Raw genomic sequence first — 26611 nt, 5'->3', positions numbered from 1 at the left:
AAGCTGCTCTATCCGCTTGCCCCTTCCTCAACGAACCGAATATCAATATCAAGCAGCGGGGTAGAAGCTCCGCTCTACAATAGTTCTAACTCGCGGGCGCGTACGATGGCTTCCGTGCGTCTTTGAACCTGCAATTTGCCGAAAATATTCTGAATATGCCCTTTCACCGTGCTTAAGGCCAAGAACAGTCGCTCGCTTATCTCGCGATTCGAGAGACCTTCGGCAATGAGCTGGAGGATATCCAACTCGCGCCTGCTTAATGGCTCGATCAGCGGACGAACCTTGGAGAGCGCGTCCGATTCCGGTTCGCGCAGCCGATTGTCCGCTTCGAAAACGGCGAGCAACCTCCCGGTATAGACGGGCATGATCCCTTGAGAAGCCGCTTCGGACAATAGCTTCTCCATCCGAATCCCTTCGTCGACGAAGATACGCACGAAACCGCTCGGTTCGGCCATAGCCAACGCTTCGCTCAACCGACGCAAAGCTTTGCTCTTCTGGCCAAGGACGCGTAGCGCGAGCGCCTCGAGCACGAGCGCTTTGAGCCGTTCATCCTCCCAGCCTCTTGCCTCCGCTTGCCGGCGCGCCTGATCCAAGATCGCCAATGCTTTGGAGGCGTCTCCTTGAGCCAGTTGCACGCGGGCGAGGCTGAGCGGAAGCTCGTTCGTCCGAGCCATCCGGGCGGCTTCCGCCGGATGGCCTTGGCGAAGCAATATCAGCGTTCTTGCTGCGGCGATTGTCGGGATCAGAGACACGAAGTTATGACTGCGAGCGTGTTGATCTGCCTTGGCTAGCAACGCAGCCGCTCCCGCTACGTTTCCTTCCGCAAGCATTAATCGGGAGAGAAGAACATCGCTGGCGATAAACCTGTCCGTGTTTTCTATTATCCGGGCCAATTGAGCGCTCCGTTGCGCATGCTTCTTGGAGAACTCCAAGTCGTTCCGCTCATAACCGATGCGCGCTAAGCCAAGATGCGCCTCGCTGGCCACCAGCAGCGGCGGATCGCCAGCCAACTCGAGGACGCGCAGGTAAGATTCGGCAGCTAGCTCTAATTGGTTATCCGTCTCTTGGATATTGCCAAGACCTATCGTCGCCATGATCAGAACAATGAAATGACCAATTCTCCCGCTAATCGATATAGCTTCGGAATAAGCCCGCATGGCCGATGCACGATCTCCTTGGAGATGATAGGCATATCCCAATGTCCATGTCGTGGCCGTCCGAACGGGCAGATTGTCGGGATGCAAGTACTCTAACGCGCGATGCGATTGAACGAGGATCGTTTCAACTTGATGTTGAGTGACGGCTATCGTGGCCCGAATGGAAGCCATATGCCCGACGAGATCTCGTGTCGTTTCGTCCGCCTTGACGTCCTTCAATGCCGCTTCCGCCGCTTGCAATTTCGATTCAACGCCGCTGATCTGACTGCCGAACAATAACGCCACGGCATAGGTCACCCACAACGAAGGCTTGGCATCAAGCACTTTCGTCGGCAGAGATTCCAACCAGTTCCGTACGGACGTCGCCGCCCCTCGAAAGATCAGGGGCATTCCCTCTCCTTCTATTAGACGTGCGGCTCGATCCACCGCATTGGCGGCGACGGCATGGTGAAAGGCTTCCATCTCCAGACCGTTGTCTTCAAACCATTCGCTGGCCCGGAGGTGTAATGCGTCCAAGTCCGTCTCTTCAGCGCCCAAGGACGAATCTATACGCTGTTGCAATCTCTGACGCAGCAATTCCGCGAAGAGATGGTGATAACGGTACCAGCGACGTTCGTCGTCTAAGGGAACGATGAACAAGTTGGCTTGTTCGAGGTATTCCAGATTCGCTTGCCCGGAAACTGACGCTAACGCTGACGAAGATTGTCTCTCATTCTCTTGATGTCTATCCGCTTTAGCCAATAAAGCATCGCAAAGCGGACCGCTCATACGGTCGAGAATGGAAGTTCGCAAGAGGAAATGCTGAACGTCTTCGGATTGCCGGTGCAATACTTCTTCCACGAGATAGTCCAACACGTAATGATGGTTGCCCGAGAAAGAATTAATAAAGCTGGCGGCGTCCGTATGTCCTTGCAATGATATCGCCGCTAGTTGCAATCCGGCAATCCAGCCTTCCGTGCGGGATGCAAGCTGCGCGATCTCCTCCGTTGCGAGGTTAAGAGCCATGGCTTGGTTAAGAAAACCCGCGACCTCGGATAGCGTAAAGCGCAAGTCCGAACCGCGCAGCTCGGTTAATTGTCCTCGGACTCGTAATCTTGGCAATGGGAGATGCGGCTTCTTGCGGGTTGCGATAACCAAATGCGCTTGCGGCGGCAGATGTTCGATCAGGAACGCCAGGACATGGTTGGTCATGTCGGATTCAATCACATGGTAATCGTCGAGAACGAGGACGAAAGGGTCAGGGACGGCGGAAATTTCATTAACCAGCAGAGGCACAATCGATTCGATTGGCGGAGGCTGGAGGGATTGGAGTACGCCCAATACGCCTTCCCCGATTTTCGGCGCAATCGTCTGCAAGGCGGCGATAAGATAGGTAATAAATCGGGTCGGATCGTTGTCCCCTTCGTCAAGCGACAGCCAAGCGTACGGGCGCTCGCAACCGGTAACCCATTCGCTGACCAGCGTCGTTTTACCGAAGCCGGCTTGGGCGGAGATCAGGGTCAACTTTCGGTGCAAGCCCTCGTTCATTCGCTCCTGAAGGCGAGGACGGGGGACAACTTTAGTCCGTAGACGAGGGATATATAATTTTGTGGATAATATTGGTATATTCATAGAATAATTATAAAAGCCGCGCCTTTACGCCGTCAACTATCCTGGCGTTATGGACGATGGATTTCATCAAAAAAATGAGAGTATTCCGCTAGCTCGTCTCTGGATATCGTGCGATTCGTTTTATCCAATTCGTATTGATACGCTTTGAAAATATGTTTCATCCCGACGGTTTCCGCACTACCGCTAGCCAGGAAGGCCGCAGTCAGCGCGATATTCTTAATGCTCCCTCCGGACATCGGCAATTTTCTAGCAAGAAAACCGTAATCGAGCCCTTGATCGAGCGGCGTCTCGCGAGGAAAAATACCGCGCCAAATCGCTTCCCGTTGCTCCTCGTCGGGGAAGGAGAACCGAATCACGTAATTGATTCTACGTAAAAAAGCTTCGTCCATATTTTGCAAATAGTTCGTCGCCAATATCGATATTCCTCGGTACTCTTCCATCTTTTGCAGCAAAAAGGCCACTTCCGTATTCGCGTTCTTATCGTGGGAATCTTTGACTTCCGAACGTTTGCCGAACAAGGCATCGGCTTCGTCGAAGAACAGGATCGCATAACTCGAAGCCGCTTCGTCGAAGATTTCGCGCAAATTTTTCTCCGTCTCGCCGATATACTTGCTAATAATCTGCGAGAGATCGATTTTGTAGATTTCCATATCCAATTCTTTCGCAACGATCTCCGCGGCCATCGTTTTCCCCGTGCCTGGCGGTCCGGAGAACAACAGGCTGACCCCCGTGCCGTAGCTGAGCTTCCGGTCGAACCCCCATGTTCCGTATACGGTATGCTTATACTGAATATGATTGCAAGCGTGGCGAAGCTTGCGAGTTTGGGCACCGGGAAGCACGAGGTCCTCCCACCGGCTTTTCGGCGACAGTCGCTTGGACTTCGTTCCCAGACGATGATTCAACTGTTTGTAACACGCTTCGACCATCACGTTCCATCGAATCGGAGTAGACTCTCCGTTTTCCTGTTTCCATTCGGATAACGATCTTGCCGTACGCAGCGCATTCGTGATTTGACCCGGATTAAACAGAAAACGGGAGGCTAACATGTCCCAGTCCAAAGAATCCTCCATTTCGTACGATTCGGCAAGCGTTCGCCAGGCTACCGTTCGTTGCTCGTCTTGAAGCGGGGGGATTTCCACTTCCAGTTCAATGCGGCTGCTAAGATCAATCGGTCGACACGGCGCCTCCGAGAGAAGAAAAACGATGCCGGATATCCCCGACAGCCGTTCGAGTAATTCCCGTTTACGTTTCCGCTCGCTCTCCGTATCCTCTTGCAAGAGGAATCCGCAAAGAACGGGCAAAGCCTGTTGAATCGCCGTTTCGCGGAAAACGTTGTCTAGCGCGTTAGGCCCCTCGCTCTCCTCCTCCGGAAGTTTCGACATATCCACGATCAGCAAAGGCTCGTCGAAATATCGGCCCAAATGAGCCATTTGCGTTTTCTTGCCGGACCCTTCATTTCCCCATAGAGAAATAAGCAAAGCCGTTTCCGAAAAATCCGAATCGGCAGAGCGCCGTGAAATCCAATTGCGAAGCTTAACATGAACGTCCTCATGAAAAAGTTTCGCCGGAGGCACCGCGGAAGGCGGAACTAGGCTCGCATAACGTTTCATCGCCGCCGGCAAACCGGCCGAATCCAACGCAAATCGAACAATTCTCTCGTCCAATCGGCAGTATCGGTTAATCGTCGTTTCGTACTTGCGGGCTCCCGAAGGCTCGCGCAGGAAAAACCGCCGAAGCCTGCCATCGTCCCTAAGGGCCCTCACCGCCTGAAACCGCTCCTCTTCGTCGCCGCCGACCAAGGAAGCGATTAAATCCCGACGGGGATAAATCGCGCCCCGTTCTTCCTGCAACATTTCGAACGAGGCTTCGTATTTACGATCCACTTCGATGGCAAGACAGATGAAGACAATCTTGACCTCAAGCGGAGTGAGACCGAATACCCGCTTCAAGTAAGGAAGGGGCAAGAACACGTCCGCTTGCTCGCTAAGACTCGTACGCAGCTCGGCTCTTCGAAGCGCGTTCTCCCACCTTTCCGCTAACTTCGCCCTGTCTCCGTCATCCGAACATAACCGCAATTCGATGCCGGCATCCAACCAGCGGAGCCATCCGTTCACATATTCGATTCCGTCGGCATAGGGACTTTCGGCTGTTACCGTCCCCGTCTTATGCATCGCAATAACCGGTTCCAACGTTTCCCCTCCTCAATCCATACACGAACAGCCGGCCACGATTAGGAGCGGCCGAAAAACCTTTTGACTCTGGACAACATGCCTGTGCCTTCTTCCTTGGGCTTGGCGGCTGCGGCTCTTTCCTGTTCCACTTCTTTCGCTCGCCGCTTGTAATGTTCGTGGTGCGCCGTTTCTCCCCGAGCGTGCGCCGTCAACCGCTGAACTTGCTCCTCGCTGTCCACGGTCGGCGCGCCCGCTCCTGCTTTTCCTTTGCCCGCGGCGACAAGGGCATGTCTTTGCTTCTCCAGACCGATGAACTCGTCGATATTCTCATAGCCCGCGAATTCTTTCTTGCCCATCACCTTGCGAGCTTCTTCCCTTGCCCGAGTTTTCTTCACCTGCGTCTGTTCGCTTGACGTTGCCAGATCGCCGATCATTCCGGCAGCCGAACCGACGGCTCCGGCAACTTGTCCCGCACCCGGTATTAAGTCTCCCGCGATCCCGGTCACCGTGCCGATTCCCGCCTTGACCCGGCCTGCGGTGATCTTAGTGCCGACCGCTTTCGCTTGGGATGCCGCCCTCGTCTGAATCGCTTCATTCGTTGACGTTGCCGCGATCCCTTTAAGCAAATCGCGTTCTTTCACGTCGAACTTCTCGGCCATCTTTTGCTTGATACCTTTGCCAACGAGCGGAATCATGCCCGCGGCCGTCTGTCCCGGATTTTGCACCACATCGTTTACCGCATTTTTCGCCTTTTGACTGACGTCGAACATCCCCGGCATCATCCGCTTTTCAATCTGGTTCGTCCTTACATCCTCTTCGAGATTCTCGTCCTGCCGCCGGTTACCACTGCGCTCGCGGCTTTGGGATAAATCCCATTTGCCATGACGGGCATTGCTGACGTGTTGAGGGAGATCGTACCATTTGGGGTTGTTGGCCGCATCCGTTTCCCGTTGAACGCGCTCGTGAAATCCTTTGTCGATGCCGCCGGATTGCTCGGATTCGCTTTCCGTCGCCGCGACTTCGCTGGAGGGCGCCGTCGATCGAGTCTCCGCCGAAGCCGAAGCCGCCGTCGCTTCCGGTGCCTTCGGTGCTTCTACCGGAGCTTCCGTCGCGGATTCCGCATCCATCCCCGGAAAGACGCGAACGGCCCCTTGGGCTTTCAATCTTTTCATAATCGCGGCTTTATCGGGTCGCTCTCCGGCCTGCTCCTCCGATTGTTCCTCTTGTTCGATGCTCTCCCCCGAACGGGAACCGCTGCGGGTTGCACCTTCATCCTCTTTACGAACTTTGACGGCATTCGGCACGAGCGTTCATCTCCTTCTGCACTCATCGTTAATAGATCAATTTTAAAGATTCCGAATGAAAGAATAATGAAAGACTGTTGGGCACAAACCGACAATTTCCGCATAAAATCAAGGGATTCCGGGATTTACGAGGGGTGATAATTTATTTTTAGACGAGCAAAATTATGGAAAATTACCGCTGGTTTCCGAAAATAAAAGAGACTACCTCAGCAGGTAGACTCCGATTTACGAGGATAGGATAGATCGTTCGTCATTATTTCATCCGTATTATACCGCGAATTCCGAGAGCGATCCCGGCAAATCCCGCAACGGAGAAGACGATTGTTAACGCTAGCGAAGTTAAAGCGATGGATAACCCCATGCACATCAGACCCCCGACAAGCGCGATAACGGGAAAATTGGAACGATTGCTCAATGTTGATTACTCCTTTCAGCGAAAACAGGACGCCCTGCTCGATTCGACGATTGTTACCGATCACGAAGTCCATTATATCATTTTCCCGCCGAAGCCGCGCCCGTCTTCTTACGTCTAATTATAGCAATAATGAACATCGCCAACGGTAATCCGGACATCAATGTCGGAAGCGTATACGGAACAAACAGCTTAGTGGGAATGATAATCGACGATTCTACGTAGTTGAGGGGGATCAACGCCATAATCGTGCCTATCGCCGCGATCGGCCAAACGAGTTTCACCCAGCTCTTGATTCCGATCAATTGAGCGGTTCCGTAGCTCGACACGAACAAGTAAAGCGCCAACTTCACGAACACGCTCATGATCCATACGGCGATGAGAAAGGCATCTAGATTCTCGATTACGCCGCTGAGAGATATCGAACGCACGACGATCAGAAACGGATAAGGATATCCCTGAGTGACGTGATAACCGAAGATGAGGAGACAAGCGAACACGGATAGAACCGTGAACATGCCAGAGACGAGTACGCCGATGACGGCATGGCGCACGACTTTGCGTTTCGTTCCGACGAAGGATAGAAGTACCGTCATTAGGATACAATCCCCGAGGAACGTCGCTGTCGGAAGTGCCCCCTTAAAGATGGCGAACGCCCCGCTGTCCACAAAAACAGGGAGAAGTTGATCGAAATCGACCCGATTGATGGCGAATAGAACGGGAGCGAGAACCCCGAAAACGATGATCGGCCCCATCACTTCGCAGCAGCGGGCAATCGCTCCCACCCCGTGTAGCGTCAGATAAAGAACAACTCCTATCAGGAGAAGTACGATGATATAAGGAGGCGTGAACGGCAATATCGTTGCGAGAATGAACATCTTGAACTGTTGCAATATAAGCCCGAACAAGGAAATCCAAAAGATCAAATACAGGGATGCGACGAGCCCCCCGAGCCATTTCCCGACGAGGACCCGACTGTATTCAATGAGCGTTTTGCCCGGAAACATTAAATTCAGCTTTGCGCATACATAAGCGATTCCGCATCCGATCCCGGTTCCGATCAGTGCGGATATCCACGCATCCTGCTTCGCCGTTTGGAAGGCAGGAGCCGTCGTTAATAGTAGCGTCATAATGATCTGCATGCTGATCATCATCCAGAATATTTGTCGGCTTGTGAGCGTCATGTCGATCATCTTGTTATCTCTTAGCCTCCTTGTGTTCGATACTGCGTTCCTATATCTTGACGTTGGAAATACCCGACTTGCGGAGATTGCATATGACCTCCAGCTTGACTTCGATGGTTCTAAACACGGAATCCCATTCTCTCTCTACTTTCTTCCACTGGTGAGGATGCTTCTTATGGAACGACCTCGCAAAGCCGACGACGTCCGCATCCATTCGCGTCTGCACCTCATCAAGCGTCCGCTGCAGCATTTGCTTAATCTCGTCTTCGAAGACGCCTTGAAGAGCCCGCAGCGAGTCTTTCGAGCTCAATAGATCGATGGAGGACGAATTCTGAACGATATCGGCGTCTACCTTCAGTTTCACCTTCATGGACCATTTCCCATTCCGAATACTTGGAGACAATTGCAATTTTCTTCTCACTAGCTTAGCCGTGATCTTCCCCCCGTCTTTCTTGACGGTAACCGATAAATTATGGCCGATACTCGTCTGATGCAACCATTGAAAACCCAAGTGAAGCCCCGAACTGTCCTGCTCGCTCATCCAGCCCGCAAGCTTGACGTCCTTGATGACCGCCACTCCCTTTATCGTAAGCACCGTCTTCGGGGATTTACTCATCATAAGCTCAATCGTGTCGGCAACGGGTAATATGAACGCATCGGACTCTCCGGCGATCGACTCCTCGACATAATTCATGTTGTATGTCCCTACGGAAGGCATGTCGGCGATCCGGATGATCGTGTCGTAAGTATTAGGATCGTCCAACGATTGCAGCAACTTCATTGCCGTGCCCTTGCAGACTAGAAAATTCGCTTGCTCCCTCGGCTCGACATCCCTGAAAAGAAAGTCGATCTCGTCCCTCATTCCTCGCGCAGCAAGCTGCTCCCCGATAATAATTAGCTTGGTGTGGTCCCAAGACAACGTTCGCGGAAGTCTCTTCTGCAAAGACGACAGCGCTTCCGGCATGGAATCTCCTCTCTTCGTGTAGGTGAATACCCGGCCTTCTCCTCCGCCTTCGCTAGTTCCGCCAGAAGTCGGATTAGGAATGAACACTTGGACAGTCAAATCAACTTTGTCATTAGAGGTTGAATCGATACCGGCCGAGATGATGAAGCCGACATGGCTAACTTCGTCCTGATCCCAGCATCCCGATAGCGGCACAACCATCAGAATGAGTAGGATCATCCGGATCGTTGCCCGTTTTTCTTTAAGTCGGATCGTCGGATCGCCTCCCATTGCGGATCAAGTCCCCTTTCGCGAAGAAGGCCGGTCGGCGCTTCATTTTCTTCAGCGGTGCACGAATAAGAGTATCCTTCAATCCGTTCGCCGTGATCGGAGCGATAGGAGACAAATAAGGAACTCCGAAAGACCGAAGGATGCACAGGTGGCTGATGATGACGATTACGCAAATAATAAGTCCGTACAAACCCACGATCGCGGACAAAATCATAATCGGGAATCTAAGCATCCTGAGCGAGACGCTCATCGAGTATTGCGGAAGCATAAACGAGGAAATACCTGTAATCGCAACGATCATAACCATCGGAGCCGACACGATTCCGGCTTGTATTGCAGCCTGACCGATAACGAGAGCTCCCACGATGCTGACCGCGGAGCCGATCTGCTTCGGCAACCGAACCCCGGCTTCGCGCAAAGCCTCGAAAGTAATTTCCATAATGAAGGCTTCCATCCATGCCGGGAAAGGAATTTCCTCTCTCGATTTCGCGATGCGAAGAAGCAGCGTCGTCGGCACCATTTCGTGATGAAAAGTCAGGATGGCGACATAGACGGATGGAGCCAGCAATGCGACGACGAAAAAAAGGTAGCGGAGCCACCGGATGAGGGTGCCGATAAGGAATCTCTCGTAGTAATCTTCCGAAGATTGCATCAACGACCAGAAAGTCGTGGGCGCGATCAGCACGATCGGCGTATTATCCGTCAAGATCACTACCCGACCTTCAAGAAGCGCGGAGCTCGCTACGTCCGGACGTTCCGTCGACTGCAATTGCGGAAACGGAGAGTAATTGTCATCTTCGATCCATTCCTCGATCGTCGCACTCTCGGGTACTCCGTCGATATCGATTTGCGATATTTTGTCCGACACTTCCGCGATGACTTCCGGCTTGGCGATTCCATCAATATATCCGATTCTAACCGTTGTCTCCGAATATCGGCCTACCTTGAAGGACACGAATTTCAAAGCGGGCGTTCTTAATCTCCGGCGGATGAGAGACGTATTCACGGTCATCGATTCAATGAACCCGTCGCGGGAACCGCGAACGACGGACTCTGCTTGGGGCTCCTCGATGGACCGCTTATCGTATTGGGTCAATCCGACGACGATTGCCCCTTCGAGAGAGTCGATCATGATCACGGGACTAGCCCCCATGACCTCCCGTACGAATTGTTCGATCGTGCCGATTTGTCTGCTGTCGGACACGGACAATTTCTCCCGGGCTACTTGTAAGGATTCGAAGGTCGAAGAATCGGCACTCTTAAGAATACTAAGCACCTGCCGATCCAGCAGCTCGGTGTTAATCATCCCCTTCAGGTACACCGTCACTGCCTTCCGTTGCCCATCGACGCTGAAATCGTGAGTGATGACGTCTTCGCAGCCGAAGAAAATCGTTCCCAGCACCCGAACGTTTTCCTCGAGATTGCCCGACAATTTTGCTTTCATCGCGGCATCGCTCAATTGAGATTGTTCCGATATCGCACCTTTCACGATTTCCCTCCTCCCTTTGCTCCTTGTTTTGCTCCAATTCCCCGTAAATTATGCCAATTTCCGAAGATAATGGGTGGAAGGGGAAGATCAGGATGCTATTTGGCGAAATGTAAATAACCCTCCTTTACTTGGAGGGCAATCGCTTGCGAAACTGCATCCGGCGGGACGCAGGGTTCTGGGGAATAAGGGTGCTGGGCACCACTATTTTGCTCCGGGAGTAGGTTTCTGGCGAAATAAGGGTGCTGGGCACCTCTATTTTGCTCCGGGAGCGGGTTTCTGGAGAAATAAGGGTGCTGGGCACCGCTATTTTGCTCCGGGAGCAGGTTTCTGGAGAAATAAGGGTGCTGGGCACCACTATTTTGCTCCGGGAGCAGGTTTCTGGCGAAATAAGGGTGCTGGGCACCGCTATTTTGCTCCGGGAGCGGGTTTCTGGAGAAATAAGGGTGCTGAGCACCCGCTATTTTGCTCCGGGAGCGGGTTTCTGGAGAAATAAGGGTGCTGGGCACCGCTATTTTGCTCCGGGAGCGGGTTTCTGGAGAAATAAGGGTGCTGAGCACCGCTATTTTGCTCCGGGAGTGCCTTTTTGGAGAAATAAGGGTGCTGGGCTATTAAGCCCCCTAAATGAATTGGAGAATGGCTAGGGAAATAAGGTAGTATTTCATTAGGGGGGCGAGCGGAAATGAGACAGCGAAATAATGCCTTTAAGGAAGTACGTTACAAAGCAGCACAAGAGGCTCTTGCGGGAATGAAAGCAGGCGTGCTGGCCAGAAAGTATGACGTGACTCCGAAAACAATTAGAGCATGGGTAGTGGAATATCAAGAGACGTTTGGGGCAGATTCATTGCCAACGATCGACGAACGAGTTATGGAGTCCAAGCGACTTGCAGATCTGGAAGAAAAGTACGAGCGTGCATTAAAGGCGTTAGGGCAAAAAGAGTTAGAGATCGAGGTGCTGCGCGAACTCGTAAAAAAGACGAACCCTGCCTCAATGACAAACTCGACGTTGCCCAGACGTTCATTGAGCAGGGACATACAGTAGCTAACATCTTAAGCATTGTGGGGGCCGCGTCTTCGACGTACTACGAACGAAAGAAAGCATCACGTGAGGATACAACTACAGAAACAAAAATGCCACTCCGAGGACGCCCTGTAACTAAGCATTCTCTAACGGTTTGCGGAAACGTAATAAGTAATGCACAGATTGAAGAGTGGTTAATGGAGCTGGTGTCTGGCGAAGAGCATAGCTACGGCTATCTGTTGTTAACAGAATGCTTACACGTACAGCGCCAACTCATCATCAATAAGAAAAAAGTGTACCGCCTCTGTAAGAAGCTCGGTATTCTTCATCCGCAACGACGTAAGAAGGTTCACTATCCAAGGCGCCTAGCACGCAATCACACGATAACAGGTTCCAACCAAGTCTGGCAGCTCGATATTAAGTATGGATACGTTGCGGGGTATGATCAGTTTTTCTACATCGCAGATATGATCGACGTTTACGATCGCAGTATCGTCGGCATCCATATCGGTACGAATTGCGAAGCCAAACACGTATGCGAAGCTGTGAAAAAGGCGTTACAGTCACGTCTAAAGCCCGAAGAGAGCAAGCCGATCATTCGCACCGATAACGGCCCCCAATTTATCAGCAAGGCGTTTGGAGAGTTATGCGAAGCAGAGGGAATTATGCATGAGCGCATTCCTCCAAAGACACCTAATATGAATGCATACATCGAGTCCTTTCATGCCACCCTTGAGCGAGATCTGCTTGGAAAAGAGAGCTTTGAATCTTTTCAGGAGGCACACGAAGCTGTACGGAATTACATTGATTTTTACAACAACCGCCGCATGCACAGAAGCCTGGGAAAACGGTCCCCAACGGCTTTCATGAAGTGGGTGGAGCAAACGACTGATTCTTTAGAAAAGTACACTCGAGCCGTTTAAGAATCGAAATCCTGAGGAAAACGCTAGTAAACCAAGTATTTTTACGACAGCAACGTATTTCATCAGTAATACTCCGGATTTAGGGGGTCTAACCGCTGGGCACCTCTATTTTGCTCCGGGAGCGGGTTTCTGGAGAAATAAGGGTGCTGGGCAACTCTATTTCGTTCCGGGAGTGCCTTTCTGGAGAAATAAGGGTGCTGGGCACCACTATTTTGCTCCGGGAGCCAACTGACAGGGTTTGAGTACTCACAATACTTTATTGTTCAGCGTGAAGAATTGAATGGTGGATGTAGATTACTTTCAGTGAATTGGTCGAAATCCGAGGAACAGTGTACTACAAACCGTTGGTAGCGGTCTAATTGGTCGAAATCCGAGGAACTGTGTGCTGCAAGCCGTTGACAGCGGTCTAATTGGTCGAAATCCGAGGATCTGTGTGCTACATGCCGTTGGTAGCGGTCTAATTGGTCGAAATCCGAGGATCTTTGTGCTACAAGCCGTTGGTAACGGTCTAATTGGTCGAAATCCGAGTTAATCCTGCGAGAATAGTTACTAATATTTTCGAAACCTTAAAACTTTTCCAACCCGGTTACGTCTGAAGTAGTAATAAACGAATGCGGGTGATACTGGCTTGTACAAATTCAGGTACTGTTTAACGATGTGGGTTTCGTTTGCCATTTTGTTCAATCTCTCCGTGCTTGGTTTGGAGATATTGGAAGGCAATAAAATTACGACAACCGAATATTACGGACTTCAAAACATCGGGATCATATTCATAGGTATGATCTTTCTGACAACCAGCTTTCTCTACCCCGTTACCTTACTGCCGCTGACTTGGCTAATTAGAAAATGGGTGAAGTCGCCTACTATTCGCATCGCCTTCTATACGCTCCTTGGTGGCCTATGCGGGATGTTTATTTTCCGTTTCTTGTATGACGATTATTTTGTTCGAGGTTACGACTTGCAGATCAGTACTTCAATCGTAATATTCAGCTTCTTCGGTTTAGTTTACGCTTTGATAGATCAGTTTTCTCCCTTGAAAGCCGCTGACAAATAGATTATTTTACGGAGACCTGTCATCTCTAGATTGCGGTAAGAAGCTTCAAATAAGCGCTCGACCTGTCCCTCAAAGACTTCACGTCGAGCGGATACCTTCAAAAGCATACATCACCAATTCCTCCACGTAGGAAGAGTCCAATTTATCGCCGGTCACCAGCAAGCGATAGAAAATCGGCCCGTAAATCAGATCGATGATCGAATCGATATCCAGATTTTCTTTCAATTCCCCGCGCTGAACCCCTTGTTCCAGAAGACGCCTAGCCTCAAGCCGGCGAGGATGGAAGTATCGTGTCCGGTAAGCCTCCGCCAATCCTGAATCGAATTGCCCTTCCCCTACGATTTCCGTAATGATCTTACCCTCTCGGCTTATCAAGAACAGGACTAAATTTGTAGCATGTACGAGAATATCATTCCGCACGGAACCCGTGTCAGGCACCGGCAGTCTGTCCGCGGCGGCAGATAGAAAACCGTCCATGACTACGGCAGCCTTGTTCGGCCACCATTTATAGATCGTGGCTTTGCTCACCTTGGCCCGATCGGCAATTTTTTCAACCGTGACCGCTCCAAAGCCGTTTTCCAGCAATAAATCATAAGCAGCGGAAAGGATAGACTTCTGCGTTTCAACATTACGCGGGCGCCCTCTTTGGCCTTGCATCCGAATCCTCACCTTTCGCGTGTTTATTCTATTTCGCAATAATACAAAACCATACGTTCAGTATATTCAATAATCCAAGGAAAATAAATGCTTAACTGACTATTTACAAAACCATACGTTCAGTATATTATTCAGTTATATAATTAGTGTACTGAACGTTTAGTTTTTATTTAACATGCGAAAAACAAGAGGAGGATCTCTATGCACAAAGAACAAGCAAAGAACGGAGCTCGTATTTCAAGTTGGATGATGTTTCTGCTCGCGGCCTCATGCGGTCTGATCGTTGCCAATCTCTATTATGCTCAAACTCTTGTTGGCCCGATCAGCGTTACGACGAGCCTTTCTTCCACCGCAGCAGGATTGATCGTCACATTAACTCAAATCGGTTATGTCGTGGGGTTACTGTTTATCGTACCGCTTAGCGACATTATCGAGAATCGGCGTCTAACGGTAGGAACGCTAGCGGTTGCGGTCGTTGCGTTGCTGGCAGCCGCATTCGCGCCTAATGCGGCGCTGTTCCTGACCGCGTCCCTGTTTATTGGAATCGGATCCGTGGTAGCCCAAATCCTCGTGCCTTATGCGACCTTTTTAGCTTCCGAAGAACAGAGGGGCCGCGTGGTCGGGAACGTCATGAGCGGACTCTTGCTCGGCATCATGTTCGCCCGTCCGGTGGCAAGCTTTGTAACTAGCATCTGGACTTGGCAAGCCGTATTCGTTTTGTCGGCAATCCTCATCGCGTTGTTGGCAATACTGCTCTCGCGCGCTCTTCCTGAGCGTAGTCCTGCGCCCGGGGTTACCTACGGTAAATTATTGATCTCTTTAGTCCCCCTCTTGAAACAGACGCCCGCTTTACGTCGCTACGCCTTATATCAAGCGTGTTTATTCGGAGCTTTTAGCCTCTTTTGGACGGTCGTTCCTCTGCGGTTGGCGGATGATTTTGGAATGTCGCAGCAAGGCATCGCATGGTTCGCTTTAGTAGGGGTGGGCGGTGCGGTAGCAGCTCCGATTGCCGGAAGACTAGCGGATAAAGGATGGAGCTCGCGGTTAACCGGACTTGCCATGATCATTGCCGCTTTGTCCTTCTTACTCATTTCGCTTTTTCAAAGCCACACGACTATTGCTCTTATCCTGTTGTTTGTTTCCGCGATCACGCTGGATATGGCCGTATCGGGAAATCTTGTGCTTGGTCAGCGTGTGATTTATTCATTGGGAAGTGAAGCGAGAGGCCGGCTTAACGGGCTGTTTATGTCTATCTTTTTCGTCGGCGGAGCCATTGGTTCCTCGCTGGGCGGTTGGTCTTATGCGTACGGGGGCTGGACTATCGCCTCTCTCATCGGTGTCTCCCTGCCGCTTCTGGCTTTGCTTTATTTTTTCATCGGTAAAAGAACTGCTAGGGAATAATTGAAATTTAACTAGAATCATCATATTTCCCTATTCGTAATCTATCTCATCAGCTAAGATAGGTGAGTATTCAAGTAAATTATGAGTAGGGAATCGACCCATCAACGTAAAGGAGCTCGAAGTATGAACAAAGAAGCTACGACGAATCAACACCATCCAGCCTCGTCAGATAGGAAGGTTACTTGGCTTGAATTATTTTATGATTTGCTGTTCGTAGCGGCGGTGTCAAAAGCGGGCCATGTCTTATTACATGTCGAAAACGGCTACATTTCGTTCGAATACTTAATGAAATTCGTCCTCATCTTCGTTCCGATCTGGTGGGCTTGGGTAGGACAATCGCTTTTCGTAAACCGGTTTGGTCAAGACATCTTATCTCACCGGATTTTTCTGATCCTACAGTTATTTTTCGTGTTAATCATGACGGCCAGCCTCTCGGTTGATTTTGATCAATATTACGTTCCGTTCCTAATAGGCTACATTGGATTAAGAGCAATGACGGCCATTCAATACCTTGCGGTTCATAAAAAGGAAGAGTCGCACAGAAAGAACACGGCCCGATATTTGGGAAGTCGCTTCTGGATTGGTTTGGCGATATCTTCTTTATCCCTATTCTTCGACTCCTGGATTCGCTATGCTGTTTTGTATGCGGGAATTGCCGTAGACATCTTGCTCCCGATACTCGGTCGGCGATACTTGGTGAAAAGTCCTATACATACACACCACTTATTGGAACGCTTCTCGCTGTTTACGCTTATTTTACTTGGCGAATCCGTAATCAGTATTCTAGCGGTTCTACAGTCCAGTTACTGGACTTGGCAATCTATTTTATTTGCTTCGTTAACTTTCGTATTAATCATCGCGATGTGGTGGCAGTATTTCGATAATGTCGAGAAGAAAGTGAACAAGTCCTTGGAGACTGCGGGGCAAACGATAATCTACGGTCATCTTTTTATCTATTTATCCATGTCCATGATCGCGGCTTCGATTCAACTTTTATTTTTGGAACAGTTAAATTATACGTTTATGTTAAGTTTTATTTTCGGATCCGTATTGCTCTACTTTTTTTCAACCTCGTTAGTTTTCCATAAATATAGACATGCGCATCAAAGATTAGGCGGAGCACATTTAGCGTTCTTCTTGGGGTTGCTTGGCGTATTTTTCATAGTGGACTTGTTATTCTTGCTCCCCAATTACATCATCATTGGCGAAGTTATGGTGTTCTTTGTTGTATATGCTAAGTTGACGACTTGATGAATTTCGGAAAACAATCCCGGGAAAAAAAAGCTCAAGCCCAATGCGAGCGCGTTCTCGGGGATGCCGTTGAGGCTAGCAATTCCTCTTTCCAAACCAAACTTCAAAATATCATTCAGGTTTCATCTGCGAAGAAATCAACAGGCACGGATAAAGATGCTGCGGTTATAGCCGAGGTATTATTTGCTTGCGGGGCGAGATGGAACATAGTTGCTCTTCGCGTGAAGAGTTCGAGATGAAATGTGCGATGCGATCCACTTATGTTGCCGAGAATTGAGGATTTAATAGTTGCAAAAATAAAGAGGGTATTAATTGCAATATTGGGTGTCTATTAAAATAGAACGGTGCAGGCCGCTTTCATCAAATTGGAATTTAAGTGACTGCATTCAACTTTCTATGTCGCTCAATAATTTAATTGGACCTTTAACGAAGGAGCCAACGCTGTCATATACGTTTACGTAGAAAATACTGGCCATGCAGGAAATTTCAATTCTGAACAAAAAAACAAAGCCCACAAAAGCCAGGGCTTCGTCGACTGTCTGAGGTTAACTGCGTTCATCCACTATCCCCAGAAGGGGACTTGAGGTACGTCTCCAATTCACTCGCGGCCTGCTCCACATACGAATGGAAGTTTTGCTCGCTGATGACATGTTCGAAGAATAACTGCTTGGACAATTCATATTCATCTAATTCCTTGTCTCTCACGCGACGTAAATAGTCGTAATAACCTATTCCTCGCACCTCCCTTTCCAGTATTTATTTCTTGTCTTTTGTCTTGCTATGTTCCGCTATATCGCGACTTGCAACATGATATTCCCGGGAGATTCGCACCTCGCTCCAGACAAGGCCTCTAGGGTTTTTCCTAGTAAATGCACGAGTTTTCATCGATGTTTTCAATCGAAACGCATTATTGAGGCTGCCAGCCTTAGTTGGACAAGGGCTGGCAGCTCTCGCTGTAGCTCTCCGTATGGAGAGCGTGGATTGAAATGTCTTCTGTGCTTCAGCTTCCTTCATTTGCTTACGTCGCTCTCCGTATGGAGAGCGTGGATTGAAATCCTTTTGTCGCCCCGCAATGTTTACAAGCCTTAGGTCGCTCTCCGTATGGAGAGCGTGGATTGAAATATTAATCGGTAACACCGATCGCTTGGACATTTTCGTCGCTCTCCGTATAGAGAGCGCGGATTGAAATAATCACCCTGACCTATTCGGGGTCAACATACGGCGTCGCTCTCCAAATGGAAAGCGTGGATTGAAACCTGATAGTGATTTAGTACTTTCTCTACGTTTAGTATTCATTTTAGTCGACTGCATACCCAATTTTTACATGTAGATGATATAAGAAATAATACAGATAAATTGCAAATTAAATCAATTAAGTAGCATGTCCAATAGCCAAATGTTATGATCAAATCATCAAATACTCGGGGGTGTTCACCTTGCAATGGCAGGAGGTTAGACAATTGTATCCCGACCGCTTTGTGAAAATGCAAATCCTAAAATCCCACATTGAAGATGAGGTTCGTTACGTAGAAGAAGTTGCAGTCATTCAAGCCTTTGAAGATGAAAAGATTGCAACCAGAGAACTCGTTCGTTCGAAAAACGATCTGCTCGTTTATCACACTGGTAAAGAAAAAATAGAAATCGAAATAAAGCCTCTGTTCGGGTTTAGAGAAAATTATGATAAACATCGAGTATAGAGACGGCCTGCTATTCACTTCATTGGAAATTGAGTATAGAGGCTCCCGGAAAATCATTGACAATATCGTCATAGATACTGGGTTTAGATATTTTGGTCAAATTGAATGCTATCCTAGATTTGAAAGTTCTAACTCTATCACTTGATAGTCGGCCGTTGCCGAGCTAAGTCAGTTTGAACGCACAGGAAAATATTCATATGATAAATTCTCAAAAAAACTATTCGTTTGAAAACGCAATGAGGCTGCCCCTTATGGGACAGCCTCATATTGCATTATTGGTACCTCTAATCCAAGATTAGTTCATAAATCCACCATTCTAAAGCAACTTAAGGAATCCAACTTCAACGAAAAAACTAGTCGATAAATTCAATATAACGCAGCATTCTCACCAACATAGAACCCGCTTCGGCACGGGTAGCGAATGCGGTCGGCGCGAATGTCGAATCTTCACGGCCAGTAATCATTCCCGCCTTAACAGAAATAGCCGCTGAATCCAATGCCCATGCATGAATTTTATCCTCATCCGTAAATCTATCGAGCGATTTATTTTCGTCCGCATCCGCAGGCTCCTTGCCTACGAATCTTAAAGCCGCCGCCATAATCACCGTCATCTGCTCTCGCGTAATAAGATCATCCGGACGGAAGGTTCCATCCGCCAAACCTTTAACCAATCCGGCTTTAACCGCCGCCTGAACATCGTCGAAATACCAAGATTTCGCATTCACGTCTTGAAACGATCGATCGGATGCAATGGCGCCGAGTCCGAGAGAACGGACGAGCAACGCCGTAAATTCCGCGCGCGTTATGCTAACCCCGGGCCCGAACTCGGTTGCCGATAAGCCTTTAACGATCAGCTTGGACGCTAGCAGCTCCATATTTCCCTTCGCCCAATGTCCCCGTAAATCCGAGAACGTTTTTTCCGTTCGAATGACCATATAGATGCTGTTATGCGTTGATTTCATTACGACTTCGGTTGCTTTATCTTTTGTCTTGAACGTTGAGGGCACGAAGAGAAAAGACTCCGTAACCGGATCGTACCGCACCGCCGTCGCCTTGGACGGATCGGCACCTGAATCTACATCGACAATCCGCTCCACGTAATTTTCGCCGAAATCAGATCTTTCTTGATCTCCGATAGCGACTTTGAATTCTGTCGGGCGATTCAATAGCAGCAATCCTTGAGCTTTCGCAGCCCTTTCGATTTTTTCCTTGAGCGATCCGCTTATTCTATTAATGGAGATCGAGATCATCTCCTCCGTCGAATCCTTGGATAATTCCCGCAACAAGCTCAATGGCATCGCATAGGTCGTAGAATCCGTTCTTACAATGAGGGTACCGCGAGTATTCGCGACCATCGCTTTCCTTATTGCAGCCAGCGGAAGATCAACGACAACTTGATCGGCTCCCCCCTCGACAACGGTTGTGACGGTTTGGGAGGCGGCATTCTTATCCTTTAATGCCCCTAGCAGTTGAACGAGCACGTCATCATCCACTTCTACATTGGAAAAGGTTGCTCCGCTCGCAGAGGTTTGCACATCCGCTCTCACTTGAATCGTTGCTCCGGTGTTCTCATCTCCAAGGTCTATCGTCGTTCGGCTTGGTGGAACAACCGAAAATCCGCCCTGAGGAGCATTCTTCACGCGTACTACGGGCTGTACGACTTGCGTGACAGTAAAAGTCACGTTCGCCAAATGATCTGCCGATATGGTTACGGTTGAGGTATAGGTACCGGCCGCTAATCCTCCCTTTGCCTTCACCGTAAACCGAGTCGAAGGCGTTCCGTTGTTCAGCGTTGTTACCGTCGGCTGCGTAAGCTCGAAAGATGTCCCGCTCACCGTCACCGCCAAGTTGTCTATATCGCCCGTCCCAATTCGCGTAATCGGTATCGTCTTCGTTTCCCGCGTACCCAGCGCATAGCCCTCGGTCAACGTTGCCAGCGACTGATTATTTACCCGTTCAATGAGATAATAAGGACGGATTTCTCCGCTCGTCAGCGTAAGTTGTGCGAATTTCACGACCCTATTGTCATTATCCGCTTCATACACAACAACAAATTTGTTCGTCCCTTCATCTACTCCGTCGATATCGGATCCGGAGACGTAAGGATTCGTGACGCCCGAAGAGGGAATGGCATCGCTTATCTTAGGCGTAGCGATTTCTTGGGACGACACCTGAATGACCAAATGGTTGCCGAAGCTTGGCTCCGCGGTTACTTTCGTCGTCCCGCCGCTATCCCCGGGCGCCGCTGTTGCCGGCAAGTCGGGAGCTAAATACCGAAGATAAGGATAGCCGTCATTAAGGGTCTCCTCTATCCCCCACGTATGACTGAAATCCCAATTCGCATATGTTCCGGATGTCTTCATCAAAGCCGTGGATACAGGTTGGGCAAAAACGTCGTTCAATCCGATTCTGCTCAGATCGTAGTAATTGCTATCAGGCATCAATCCTACATAAGAGCCTGCAAAACCGCCACGGGCCGACGTTCCCCCGTCACGGCTCCCGCGGCGTAATTGCGGATAACCGCCGTTCCCGCATTATAGCCTACGAAGCTGCCGATCCTGCCTATCTGCAGGGTCACGCTGGATCGCGTGTAACTGTCGGTAACCGTTCCGAAATTATTCATGCCTACTAATCCGCCAGCCGACCAAATCGCCGTTACGTCTCCCACGGAGTAGCTCGTTTCGATGTTGGCCGCCAGACTAGCACCGACCAAACCTCCGACTTGGTTGCCCCCTTGCACCTCTCCGGTCGCGTAACTATTACGGACTGTTGCTCGCGAACCGTCTATTTGTCCGACCAAGCCGCCTACGTAGAAGGAATCCGCTACTCCCGTCACGGTCCCCGCGCTATGGCTTTCGCTGATTATCGCGGCGTCGGAGCCTGATCCGACCAAGCCGCCGATTCGATAAAACCCCGTTACGTTTGCTGTACTGAAGCTATTTCCGACCTTACCGGGAAATACTTTGCCGACCAAACCGCCGACATCGTTGTTTCCAGTAACCGCTCCCGAGATACGGCTATTGCTGATCGCGCCGTACTTAACGAACCCCGCCACTCCACCGACGTAATCGCGGCCAACGATATTCGCCGCGTCCAAAGTTAGATTCGCAACGTTCCCGGTCACAAATCCGAATAAGCCAACGTAATCATCGGTCGGCCTATTGATTTTCAACCCCTTAATAACATAGCGGTCCCCGTCCATATTGCCGCTGAATACCCTAGCAGGATCGTTGCTCCCGATCGGTTCCCAACCGGCTGCATCGGCATAGCCGCTTAAATCGATATCCATTGCCAGCTTGAAGGAACCGTTCAAATAATTTCTGACGGCGTTCAGTTGCGCTGCGTTCGCAATTAAGTAGGGATCCTCCACTATGCCCTTGCCTCCCGCGAACGTTCCTGCCGGCGCGCCGGGTCCGGCCCACCTGACGGGCATAGCGTCGACTTCATTGGAGGCGGCGCTTTCGATTCCGCCATTCATCGCTCTGATCGTAAAATAATAGCTCGTGTTATTGGTCAATCCCGTAACCGTATAGCTTAACGTAGCCGGGCTTACCGAGTCTACCAACGTTCCATCCGTTCCAGGTACCGTACTCTTATAGATCCGGTAACCCGTCGCCTCGCCAACCGCGCTCCATTTCAGCGTGACTTGTTTATCTCCTTCAATCGGGGACTGTTGGATCGGCACTCCTATCGGATGCATGACGGCATTAGACGTTTCAGATGCTGGACCGTCTCCCTTACTGTTGGTAGCACTAACCGTAAAAGTATATATCGTGCCATTCGACAAACCCGTAATGACGATCGGGCTTGCCGTTCCGATTTTGTTTATGCCTCCGGGCGAGGACTGAACCGTATAGCTTGTTATGGAACTGCCGCCATCGTCCGCAGGAGCAGCGAACGCAACGCTCGCTTGCCCGTCTCCCGCTGTAGCCATTACGTTCGTCGGCGCTCCCGGCACGGTCATCGGCGTTGCGCTGACTTCGTTGGAGTCCGCTCCTTCTGCCACGCCGATAACGGCTCTGACGATGAAGTTATAGTTCGTCCCATTGACCAATCCGGTGACAGAGTAGCGATAGGTGGCGCTCGTCACGGTAGCTTCCTCCCGATCATAGACGCCCGCAGAGATCCGTTTGTATATCCGGTAACTTGTCGAACCGTTTATCGCGCTCCATTCGAGCGTCGCTTGCGCATTGCCTACGTTCGTAATTTGCAATGAAGGAGCTCCCGGAGCGTTGACGACTTGGGTAACCGTAAACGTCCTGGGAGTCATATGATCCGCGGATACCGTAACGATAGACGTATGCGTTCCTACGGCGAGTCCATCCTTCGCTGTCACGACGAAGCTTGTCGAAGGCACTCCTGCGTCCAACGTAGTGACAGCCGGTTGCGTAACCGTGAACGCGCCTCCGCTTGCTTCAACGGATAGACTCGATAAATCTCCTGTTCCCCTGCGTGTTACTGTAACGGAATGGGCGGATTGCGACCCCGAGACATAGCCGACCGTTAAAGCGCCTAATATTTGATCGCCTAGCTCATCAATTGCATAAGTGAGAATGTCGTCTTCCGTCAACGTAATCTGCGTGAATTTGACCACCTTATTATCCTTGTTAGCCTCATACACGCTTATATATTTATTAGTTGCGGCATCTACTCCTTCGATATCCAAACCGGGAAGATAGGGATCCGTTACTCCCGATGAGGGAACGACGTCTCCGAATCCGGGCGCAGCCCGATCATTCGCGGACACCTGAACGACCAGCCGATTGCCGGCGCTAGCCGCCGCTGTCAACTTCGTTGTCCCGGCTCCTTGTCCAAGCGCCGCCGTCGCCGTCAACACCGCTACCGGTAAATACGGATAACCTCCATGGATACTGCTATAGATTGCCCATGTGCCATTGAATTCCCAACCCGTATACGTATCAGATGTCTTCATCTGTTCGGTTGATTTGGAGTATTGATTTACTTCATTTATTCCCGTTGTTTCTTTGTCGTAATAGCTTAAAAGAATACGATCGGTTGCCGACGCACCAACCAAGCCGCCTCTTTCGGTCGTCCCTTCCACTGCTCCGATCGCGTAGCTATTGAGGATTGATGCGGTATGATTATATCCGACCAAGCCGCCAACTCGCTCGGCCCCTTTCACTCTTCCTACGGCATAGCTGTCGCTAATTACGGACAAGCTCAAGGAACTCGCCGAATTCTCGTTAATGCCGACCAAGCCGCCTACGGATTTGTTCCCTTCGACATTACCCGTAGCATAGCTGGTTCGAATTAAGGAGGGTAAACTTATATCGATAACGGAACTATTAAAACCAACCAAGCCTCCAACGGCGATTCCGCCCGCTTTTACATTTCCGGTGGCATAACTTTTGTCGATCGTTCCCTGACCAATTACGCCTACCAAACCGCCTATGACGGAATTAGTACCCGTCACGGCGGTCGAGGAGTAACAATTATCAATCGCATTGCGCAAGCTGTCTCCGACCAAACCGCCTAACCACCCTGCCCCCGTCAAGCTTCCGCCCGACGAGCTGCTGTTGCTGATAACGGATTGCTGCCCCTCGTAGATTCCCCAAACCCGGCCAGCCAATGGGCCTGCATAATTTTGGGCCGTAATGTTCGGTCCGATTAAGCGCAGATTTTTGATACTCCCCCCCGAAAGAACTCCGAACAAACCCACATAGTTCGCAGTAGGTCTATTGATCTTTAGATTCGTAATCGAATGTCCATCGCCATCTATATTGCCTTTGAACATCAACCCCACGCCAAGAGTGCCGATAGGCACCCAACCTGCGCCGCTTCCGTATTCGCTTAGATCGATATCGGCGGTCAGCTTGAAGGATTTGCTCAAATTGTTACGAATGGCATCCAATTGTGCCGGAGTTGAAACCAAGTAGGGATCGCTTAACGTACCCGTGCCTCCGTCAAAACCATTGAAATCGACAGCGTGCACCGCCCGACCAGGCGGTAAGATTGCCGCTAGCAGAACAGATAGTGCCAAGAAAAGCAGAAGTACTTTAATAGACTTTATAGGACCGCGATATTTCATTGATATCCCCTTCCCTAACTTTTTAGGACATCTTACCAACCCCAGGTTAATTAGCGGTAAAACGGTTTTAATATCTTTTTTTAGCGAAAAACAAAAAAGATTCCCGATCTGCCCGAACGAGCAAATCGGAAACCTATTCATCTTAAAAGAAGAGTATGCGCGGATAAGAGGACTCGAACCTCCACGGCCGATAACGGGGTCACGCCTTTAGACTTGCCTCAGTCGGAACGGTGCCGAGGTTAATGCCGATTCGTAGAGTTGGTTGAAATCGACTTCATATAGATGTCGTCTCCAGACGACGCCGGCGCTTTCTCTAACCGCGACGGAAATCACGTATTGTTCCGACAGCCGGTCGCTGAAGTACTTCCAACCATCTTGCGTGCCTGAACACTCTAGAAAAGGTACCTCGAAGGAACGTAGCGGAATGCTAAGCCCTAGCCCGGTGGCCTTCACATACGCTTCCTTGCGAGTCCATACTTCATAGAAGGCTTCCCGCTTCTCTTGAGCAGACCCCCTGCTCTCCACATATCCGATCTCTCGTTCGGTGAATACTCGGTTCATCAGGCACGAATTGTCCCTCCCGATGTCTTCCGCGTCGATGCCGACTTCACCGGAGTCTACGATCGCGCAAGCTACAAGTAACGTCGTATGGGACAAATTGAACCCGGGGTTATCGGGATACTCCCCCTTCATTCGCGCATGATCCAGCAGTGGTTTTCCGTATTGATTTTTACGGAGGCGAATGCGACGCGGAGACGGTAAAGAGCATCGCTCCGCCAGCAGAGTCTTCATCAGAATTCTACCGGTCATGAACTCCATCTTTTTGAAATCAACCCGGTAAGATCTGTATGTATGGAGTTCCTCGTCATCTAGCCAATCGACAGCTCGATCCGCTAACGATGTTTGCGCCTTCGGTGGAATGGCGATCCAGTATACGCCGACTTCATTCCTATTCGCTTTCACCCGTTATTGACTCCCGTGCCGAGATATACCAAGGAAGAAATCCGATCCGACAACAAGCCGAGCGCCGCTGTTTCCTTTTCCTTTAGCTGATTCAAGTACTTTATAATATTTTGAAAACATTTCGGATCGTTGCTGAACGAATACACGATGATCTCATCCCGAGTTTTATAGGCCAGCCGTTCGACTTCCTTGAGAGGTCCCAGGTCGAAATCCTTTAACAACCCATGCTTGCGTTGCATATAGGCTACCCGTTCGATCATGCATTTCTTATGTTCCCATAAAATGTGGAGCGAATTGATTTTCAACTGGGCTTTGCCCTTTAATACCTTCTCGAAATAGTCGATCAAGTAATCGTAACAGGCCATACCGAACGCGGAACGAAAAGGCTCCCGAACCATGCTGTATTGCTCCGACGTGTTACGCGATAAGCAATAATCCTCCAATAGGCTTGCCACTTGTTTCAGCCGGAACGGATACTCCGCGTCGTAGGCGGGTTTTAACAGGTGAATGTTGTTCATATAACTGGCCGTCATCTTGAGATTGTCGAAACCCTGGGCAAAATGTTCGAAGCCGACCGTGTATTTCTCGTACTGGAACTTCTCGGAGAAGCCGATGGCGTGAAAATGTTTCGCGGATTCGTCGTAACCGAAAACCATTATTTCGTGGGGAAAAGTTACCTTGGCTTTGTAAGCCCCTTTACCTGGAATATAACGTTCGTCGACGAATGTATAGAAATAATATTCCGTATCCAAACAGTGTTTAGCGAATTCCACTACATCGTAGCGGCCTTTCATAAATGCATCGATGCACATCGAATGATGGTCGAGAAGCGGCTGCCGGAAACGGGTGAAATCATGCTCGTAGAAGTTTAATCCGCCCGACAAGTAATCGTCGTATAGCTGAACGTAGCTGCTATAGTACCAATCTTCGAAATTCGGGCAATTGCCGGCGATGGATAACACGTAAGCATGATGCAGGTAACCGAGTACTCTCGGCTCGGCCAAAGGAAGCGTTTTTACCGACATAGCTATTTAAC

General features: G+C 50.0%; 19 protein-coding genes. 7 read left to right on the top strand and 12 right to left on the bottom strand.

The features are described 5' to 3' along the window. Positions 1–74: 74 nt before the first annotated feature. The 7 genes from HH215_RS01350 to HH215_RS01320 form a co-directional block, all read right to left on the bottom strand. Positions 75–2684 carry a winged helix-turn-helix domain-containing protein gene (locus tag HH215_RS01350; protein ID WP_310735537.1) on the bottom strand — a complete coding sequence of 870 codons (2610 nt, stop codon included), beginning with the start codon at positions 2682–2684 and terminating at the stop codon, positions 75–77. Between the two features lie 131 nt (positions 2685–2815). Beyond that, positions 2816–4957: an ATP-binding protein gene (locus tag HH215_RS01345; protein WP_169278263.1), complete on the bottom strand. Its 2142-nt coding sequence runs from the start codon at positions 4955–4957 to the stop codon at positions 2816–2818. A gap of 41 nt (positions 4958–4998) precedes the next feature. Then, a complete protein-coding gene (locus HH215_RS01340) occupies positions 4999–6243 on the bottom strand; it encodes a hypothetical protein (protein ID WP_169278262.1) in 1245 nt (414 codons plus the stop codon). Positions 6244–6496: 253 nt separating this feature from the next. Further along, on the bottom strand, positions 6497–6658 hold the full coding sequence (locus HH215_RS01335) for a hypothetical protein (protein ID WP_169278261.1): 162 nt from the start codon (positions 6656–6658) through the stop codon (positions 6497–6499). Between the two features lie 77 nt (positions 6659–6735). Then, the gene (locus HH215_RS01330) at positions 6736–7848 is read right to left on the bottom strand and encodes a GerAB/ArcD/ProY family transporter (protein ID WP_169278260.1); all 1113 of its coding nucleotides are present in this window, start codon (positions 7846–7848) and stop codon (positions 6736–6738) included. A 40-nt stretch (positions 7849–7888) separates the two neighbouring features. Further along, on the bottom strand, positions 7889–9073 hold the full coding sequence (locus HH215_RS01325; RefSeq protein ID WP_169278259.1) for a Ger(x)C family spore germination protein: 1185 nt from the start codon (positions 9071–9073) through the stop codon (positions 7889–7891). Beyond that, positions 9045–10562, bottom strand: a complete 1518-nt coding sequence (locus HH215_RS01320; RefSeq protein ID WP_254450332.1) for a spore germination protein — start codon at positions 10560–10562, stop codon at positions 9045–9047. Before HH215_RS01320 ends, HH215_RS01325 begins: the two co-directional genes overlap by 29 nt. Before the next feature lie 290 nt (positions 10563–10852). Between HH215_RS01320 and HH215_RS01315 the strand changes: the two genes are divergently transcribed. The 4 genes from HH215_RS01315 to HH215_RS01300 all read left to right on the top strand — a co-directional run bounded on the left by HH215_RS01315 (position 10853) and on the right by HH215_RS01300 (position 13557). After that, positions 10853–11203, top strand: a complete 351-nt coding sequence (locus tag HH215_RS01315) for a hypothetical protein (RefSeq protein ID WP_169278258.1) — start codon at positions 10853–10855, stop codon at positions 11201–11203. A gap of 38 nt (positions 11204–11241) precedes the next feature. Further along, positions 11242–11601: a helix-turn-helix domain-containing protein gene (locus HH215_RS01310; RefSeq protein WP_169278257.1), complete on the top strand. Its 360-nt coding sequence runs from the start codon at positions 11242–11244 to the stop codon at positions 11599–11601. A gap of 17 nt (positions 11602–11618) precedes the next feature. Next, a complete protein-coding gene (locus HH215_RS01305; protein ID WP_169278256.1) occupies positions 11619–12503 on the top strand; it encodes an IS3 family transposase in 885 nt (294 codons plus the stop codon). 628 nt (positions 12504–13131) lie between these two features. After that, on the top strand, positions 13132–13557 hold the full coding sequence (locus tag HH215_RS01300; protein ID WP_169278255.1) for a hypothetical protein: 426 nt from the start codon (positions 13132–13134) through the stop codon (positions 13555–13557). A 78-nt stretch (positions 13558–13635) separates the two neighbouring features. Here the strand turns inward: HH215_RS01300 and HH215_RS01295 are convergent, their stop codons facing one another. Continuing rightward, a complete protein-coding gene (locus HH215_RS01295) occupies positions 13636–14214 on the bottom strand; it encodes a TetR/AcrR family transcriptional regulator (RefSeq protein WP_169278254.1) in 579 nt (192 codons plus the stop codon). Positions 14215–14415: 201 nt separating this feature from the next. Here HH215_RS01295 and HH215_RS01290 point away from each other — a divergent pair, with 201 nt between their 5' ends. The 3 genes from HH215_RS01290 (at position 14416) to HH215_RS01280 (ending at position 18563) form a co-directional block, all read left to right on the top strand. Next, positions 14416–15615: an MFS transporter gene (locus HH215_RS01290; protein ID WP_169278253.1), complete on the top strand. Its 1200-nt coding sequence runs from the start codon at positions 14416–14418 to the stop codon at positions 15613–15615. 123 nt (positions 15616–15738) lie between these two features. Continuing rightward, positions 15739–16866: a low temperature requirement protein A gene (locus HH215_RS01285; protein ID WP_169278252.1), complete on the top strand. Its 1128-nt coding sequence runs from the start codon at positions 15739–15741 to the stop codon at positions 16864–16866. A 1460-nt stretch (positions 16867–18326) separates the two neighbouring features. Next, on the top strand, positions 18327–18563 hold the full coding sequence (locus tag HH215_RS01280) for a hypothetical protein (protein ID WP_254450331.1): 237 nt from the start codon (positions 18327–18329) through the stop codon (positions 18561–18563). Positions 18564–18916: 353 nt separating this feature from the next. Here the strand turns inward: HH215_RS01280 and HH215_RS01275 are convergent, their stop codons facing one another. The 4 genes from HH215_RS01275 to HH215_RS01260 all read right to left on the bottom strand — a co-directional run bounded on the left by HH215_RS01275 (position 18917) and on the right by HH215_RS01260 (position 26600). Further along, positions 18917–21004, bottom strand: a complete 2088-nt coding sequence (locus tag HH215_RS01275; protein WP_169278250.1) for an S-layer homology domain-containing protein — start codon at positions 21002–21004, stop codon at positions 18917–18919. A gap of 5 nt (positions 21005–21009) precedes the next feature. Beyond that, positions 21010–24612 (bottom strand): GLUG motif-containing protein, encoded by a 3603-nt coding sequence (locus HH215_RS01270; RefSeq protein ID WP_169278249.1) that lies wholly within the window; start codon positions 24610–24612, stop codon positions 21010–21012. Positions 24613–24819: 207 nt separating this feature from the next. Next, positions 24820–25575, bottom strand: coding sequence for a 4'-phosphopantetheinyl transferase family protein (locus tag HH215_RS01265; RefSeq protein WP_169278248.1), 756 nt, complete (start codon positions 25573–25575; stop codon positions 24820–24822). Continuing rightward, complete coding sequence (locus HH215_RS01260; RefSeq protein ID WP_169278247.1) at positions 25572–26600, bottom strand: hypothetical protein; 1029 nt, start codon at positions 26598–26600, stop codon at positions 25572–25574. Before HH215_RS01260 ends, HH215_RS01265 begins: the two co-directional genes overlap by 4 nt. Positions 26601–26611 lie beyond the last annotated feature (11 nt).

This window comes from Cohnella herbarum, assembly GCF_012849095.1.
Lineage (GTDB): Bacteria > Bacillota > Bacilli > Paenibacillales > Paenibacillaceae > Cohnella > Cohnella herbarum.
Note: the sequence above shows the minus strand (reverse complement) of the source record. Positions and strands in the feature narration are given on the sequence as shown.

Excerpts from the sequence above, each read along its gene's own strand:
- HH215_RS01275 (WP_169278250.1), bottom strand. The coding sequence starts at position 21,004 with ATGCCTGATAGCAATTACTACGATCTGAGCAGAATCGGATTGAACGAC.
- HH215_RS01330 (WP_169278260.1), bottom strand. The coding sequence starts at position 7,848 with ATGATCGACATGACGCTCACAAGCCGACAAATATTCTGGATGATGATC.
- HH215_RS01290 (WP_169278253.1), top strand. The coding sequence starts at position 14,416 with ATGCACAAAGAACAAGCAAAGAACGGAGCTCGTATTTCAAGTTGGATG.
- HH215_RS01325 (WP_169278259.1), bottom strand. The coding sequence starts at position 9,073 with ATGGGAGGCGATCCGACGATCCGACTTAAAGAAAAACGGGCAACGATC.
- HH215_RS01350 (WP_310735537.1), bottom strand. The coding sequence starts at position 2,684 with ATGAACGAGGGCTTGCACCGAAAGTTGACCCTGATCTCCGCCCAAGCC.
- HH215_RS01285 (WP_169278252.1), top strand. The coding sequence starts at position 15,739 with ATGAACAAAGAAGCTACGACGAATCAACACCATCCAGCCTCGTCAGAT.
- HH215_RS01270 (WP_169278249.1), bottom strand. The coding sequence starts at position 24,612 with ATGAAATATCGCGGTCCTATAAAGTCTATTAAAGTACTTCTGCTTTTC.
- HH215_RS01260 (WP_169278247.1), bottom strand. The coding sequence starts at position 26,600 with ATGTCGGTAAAAACGCTTCCTTTGGCCGAGCCGAGAGTACTCGGTTAC.
- HH215_RS01310 (WP_169278257.1), top strand. The coding sequence starts at position 11,242 with ATGAGACAGCGAAATAATGCCTTTAAGGAAGTACGTTACAAAGCAGCA.
- HH215_RS01295 (WP_169278254.1), bottom strand. The coding sequence starts at position 14,214 with ATGCAAGGCCAAAGAGGGCGCCCGCGTAATGTTGAAACGCAGAAGTCT.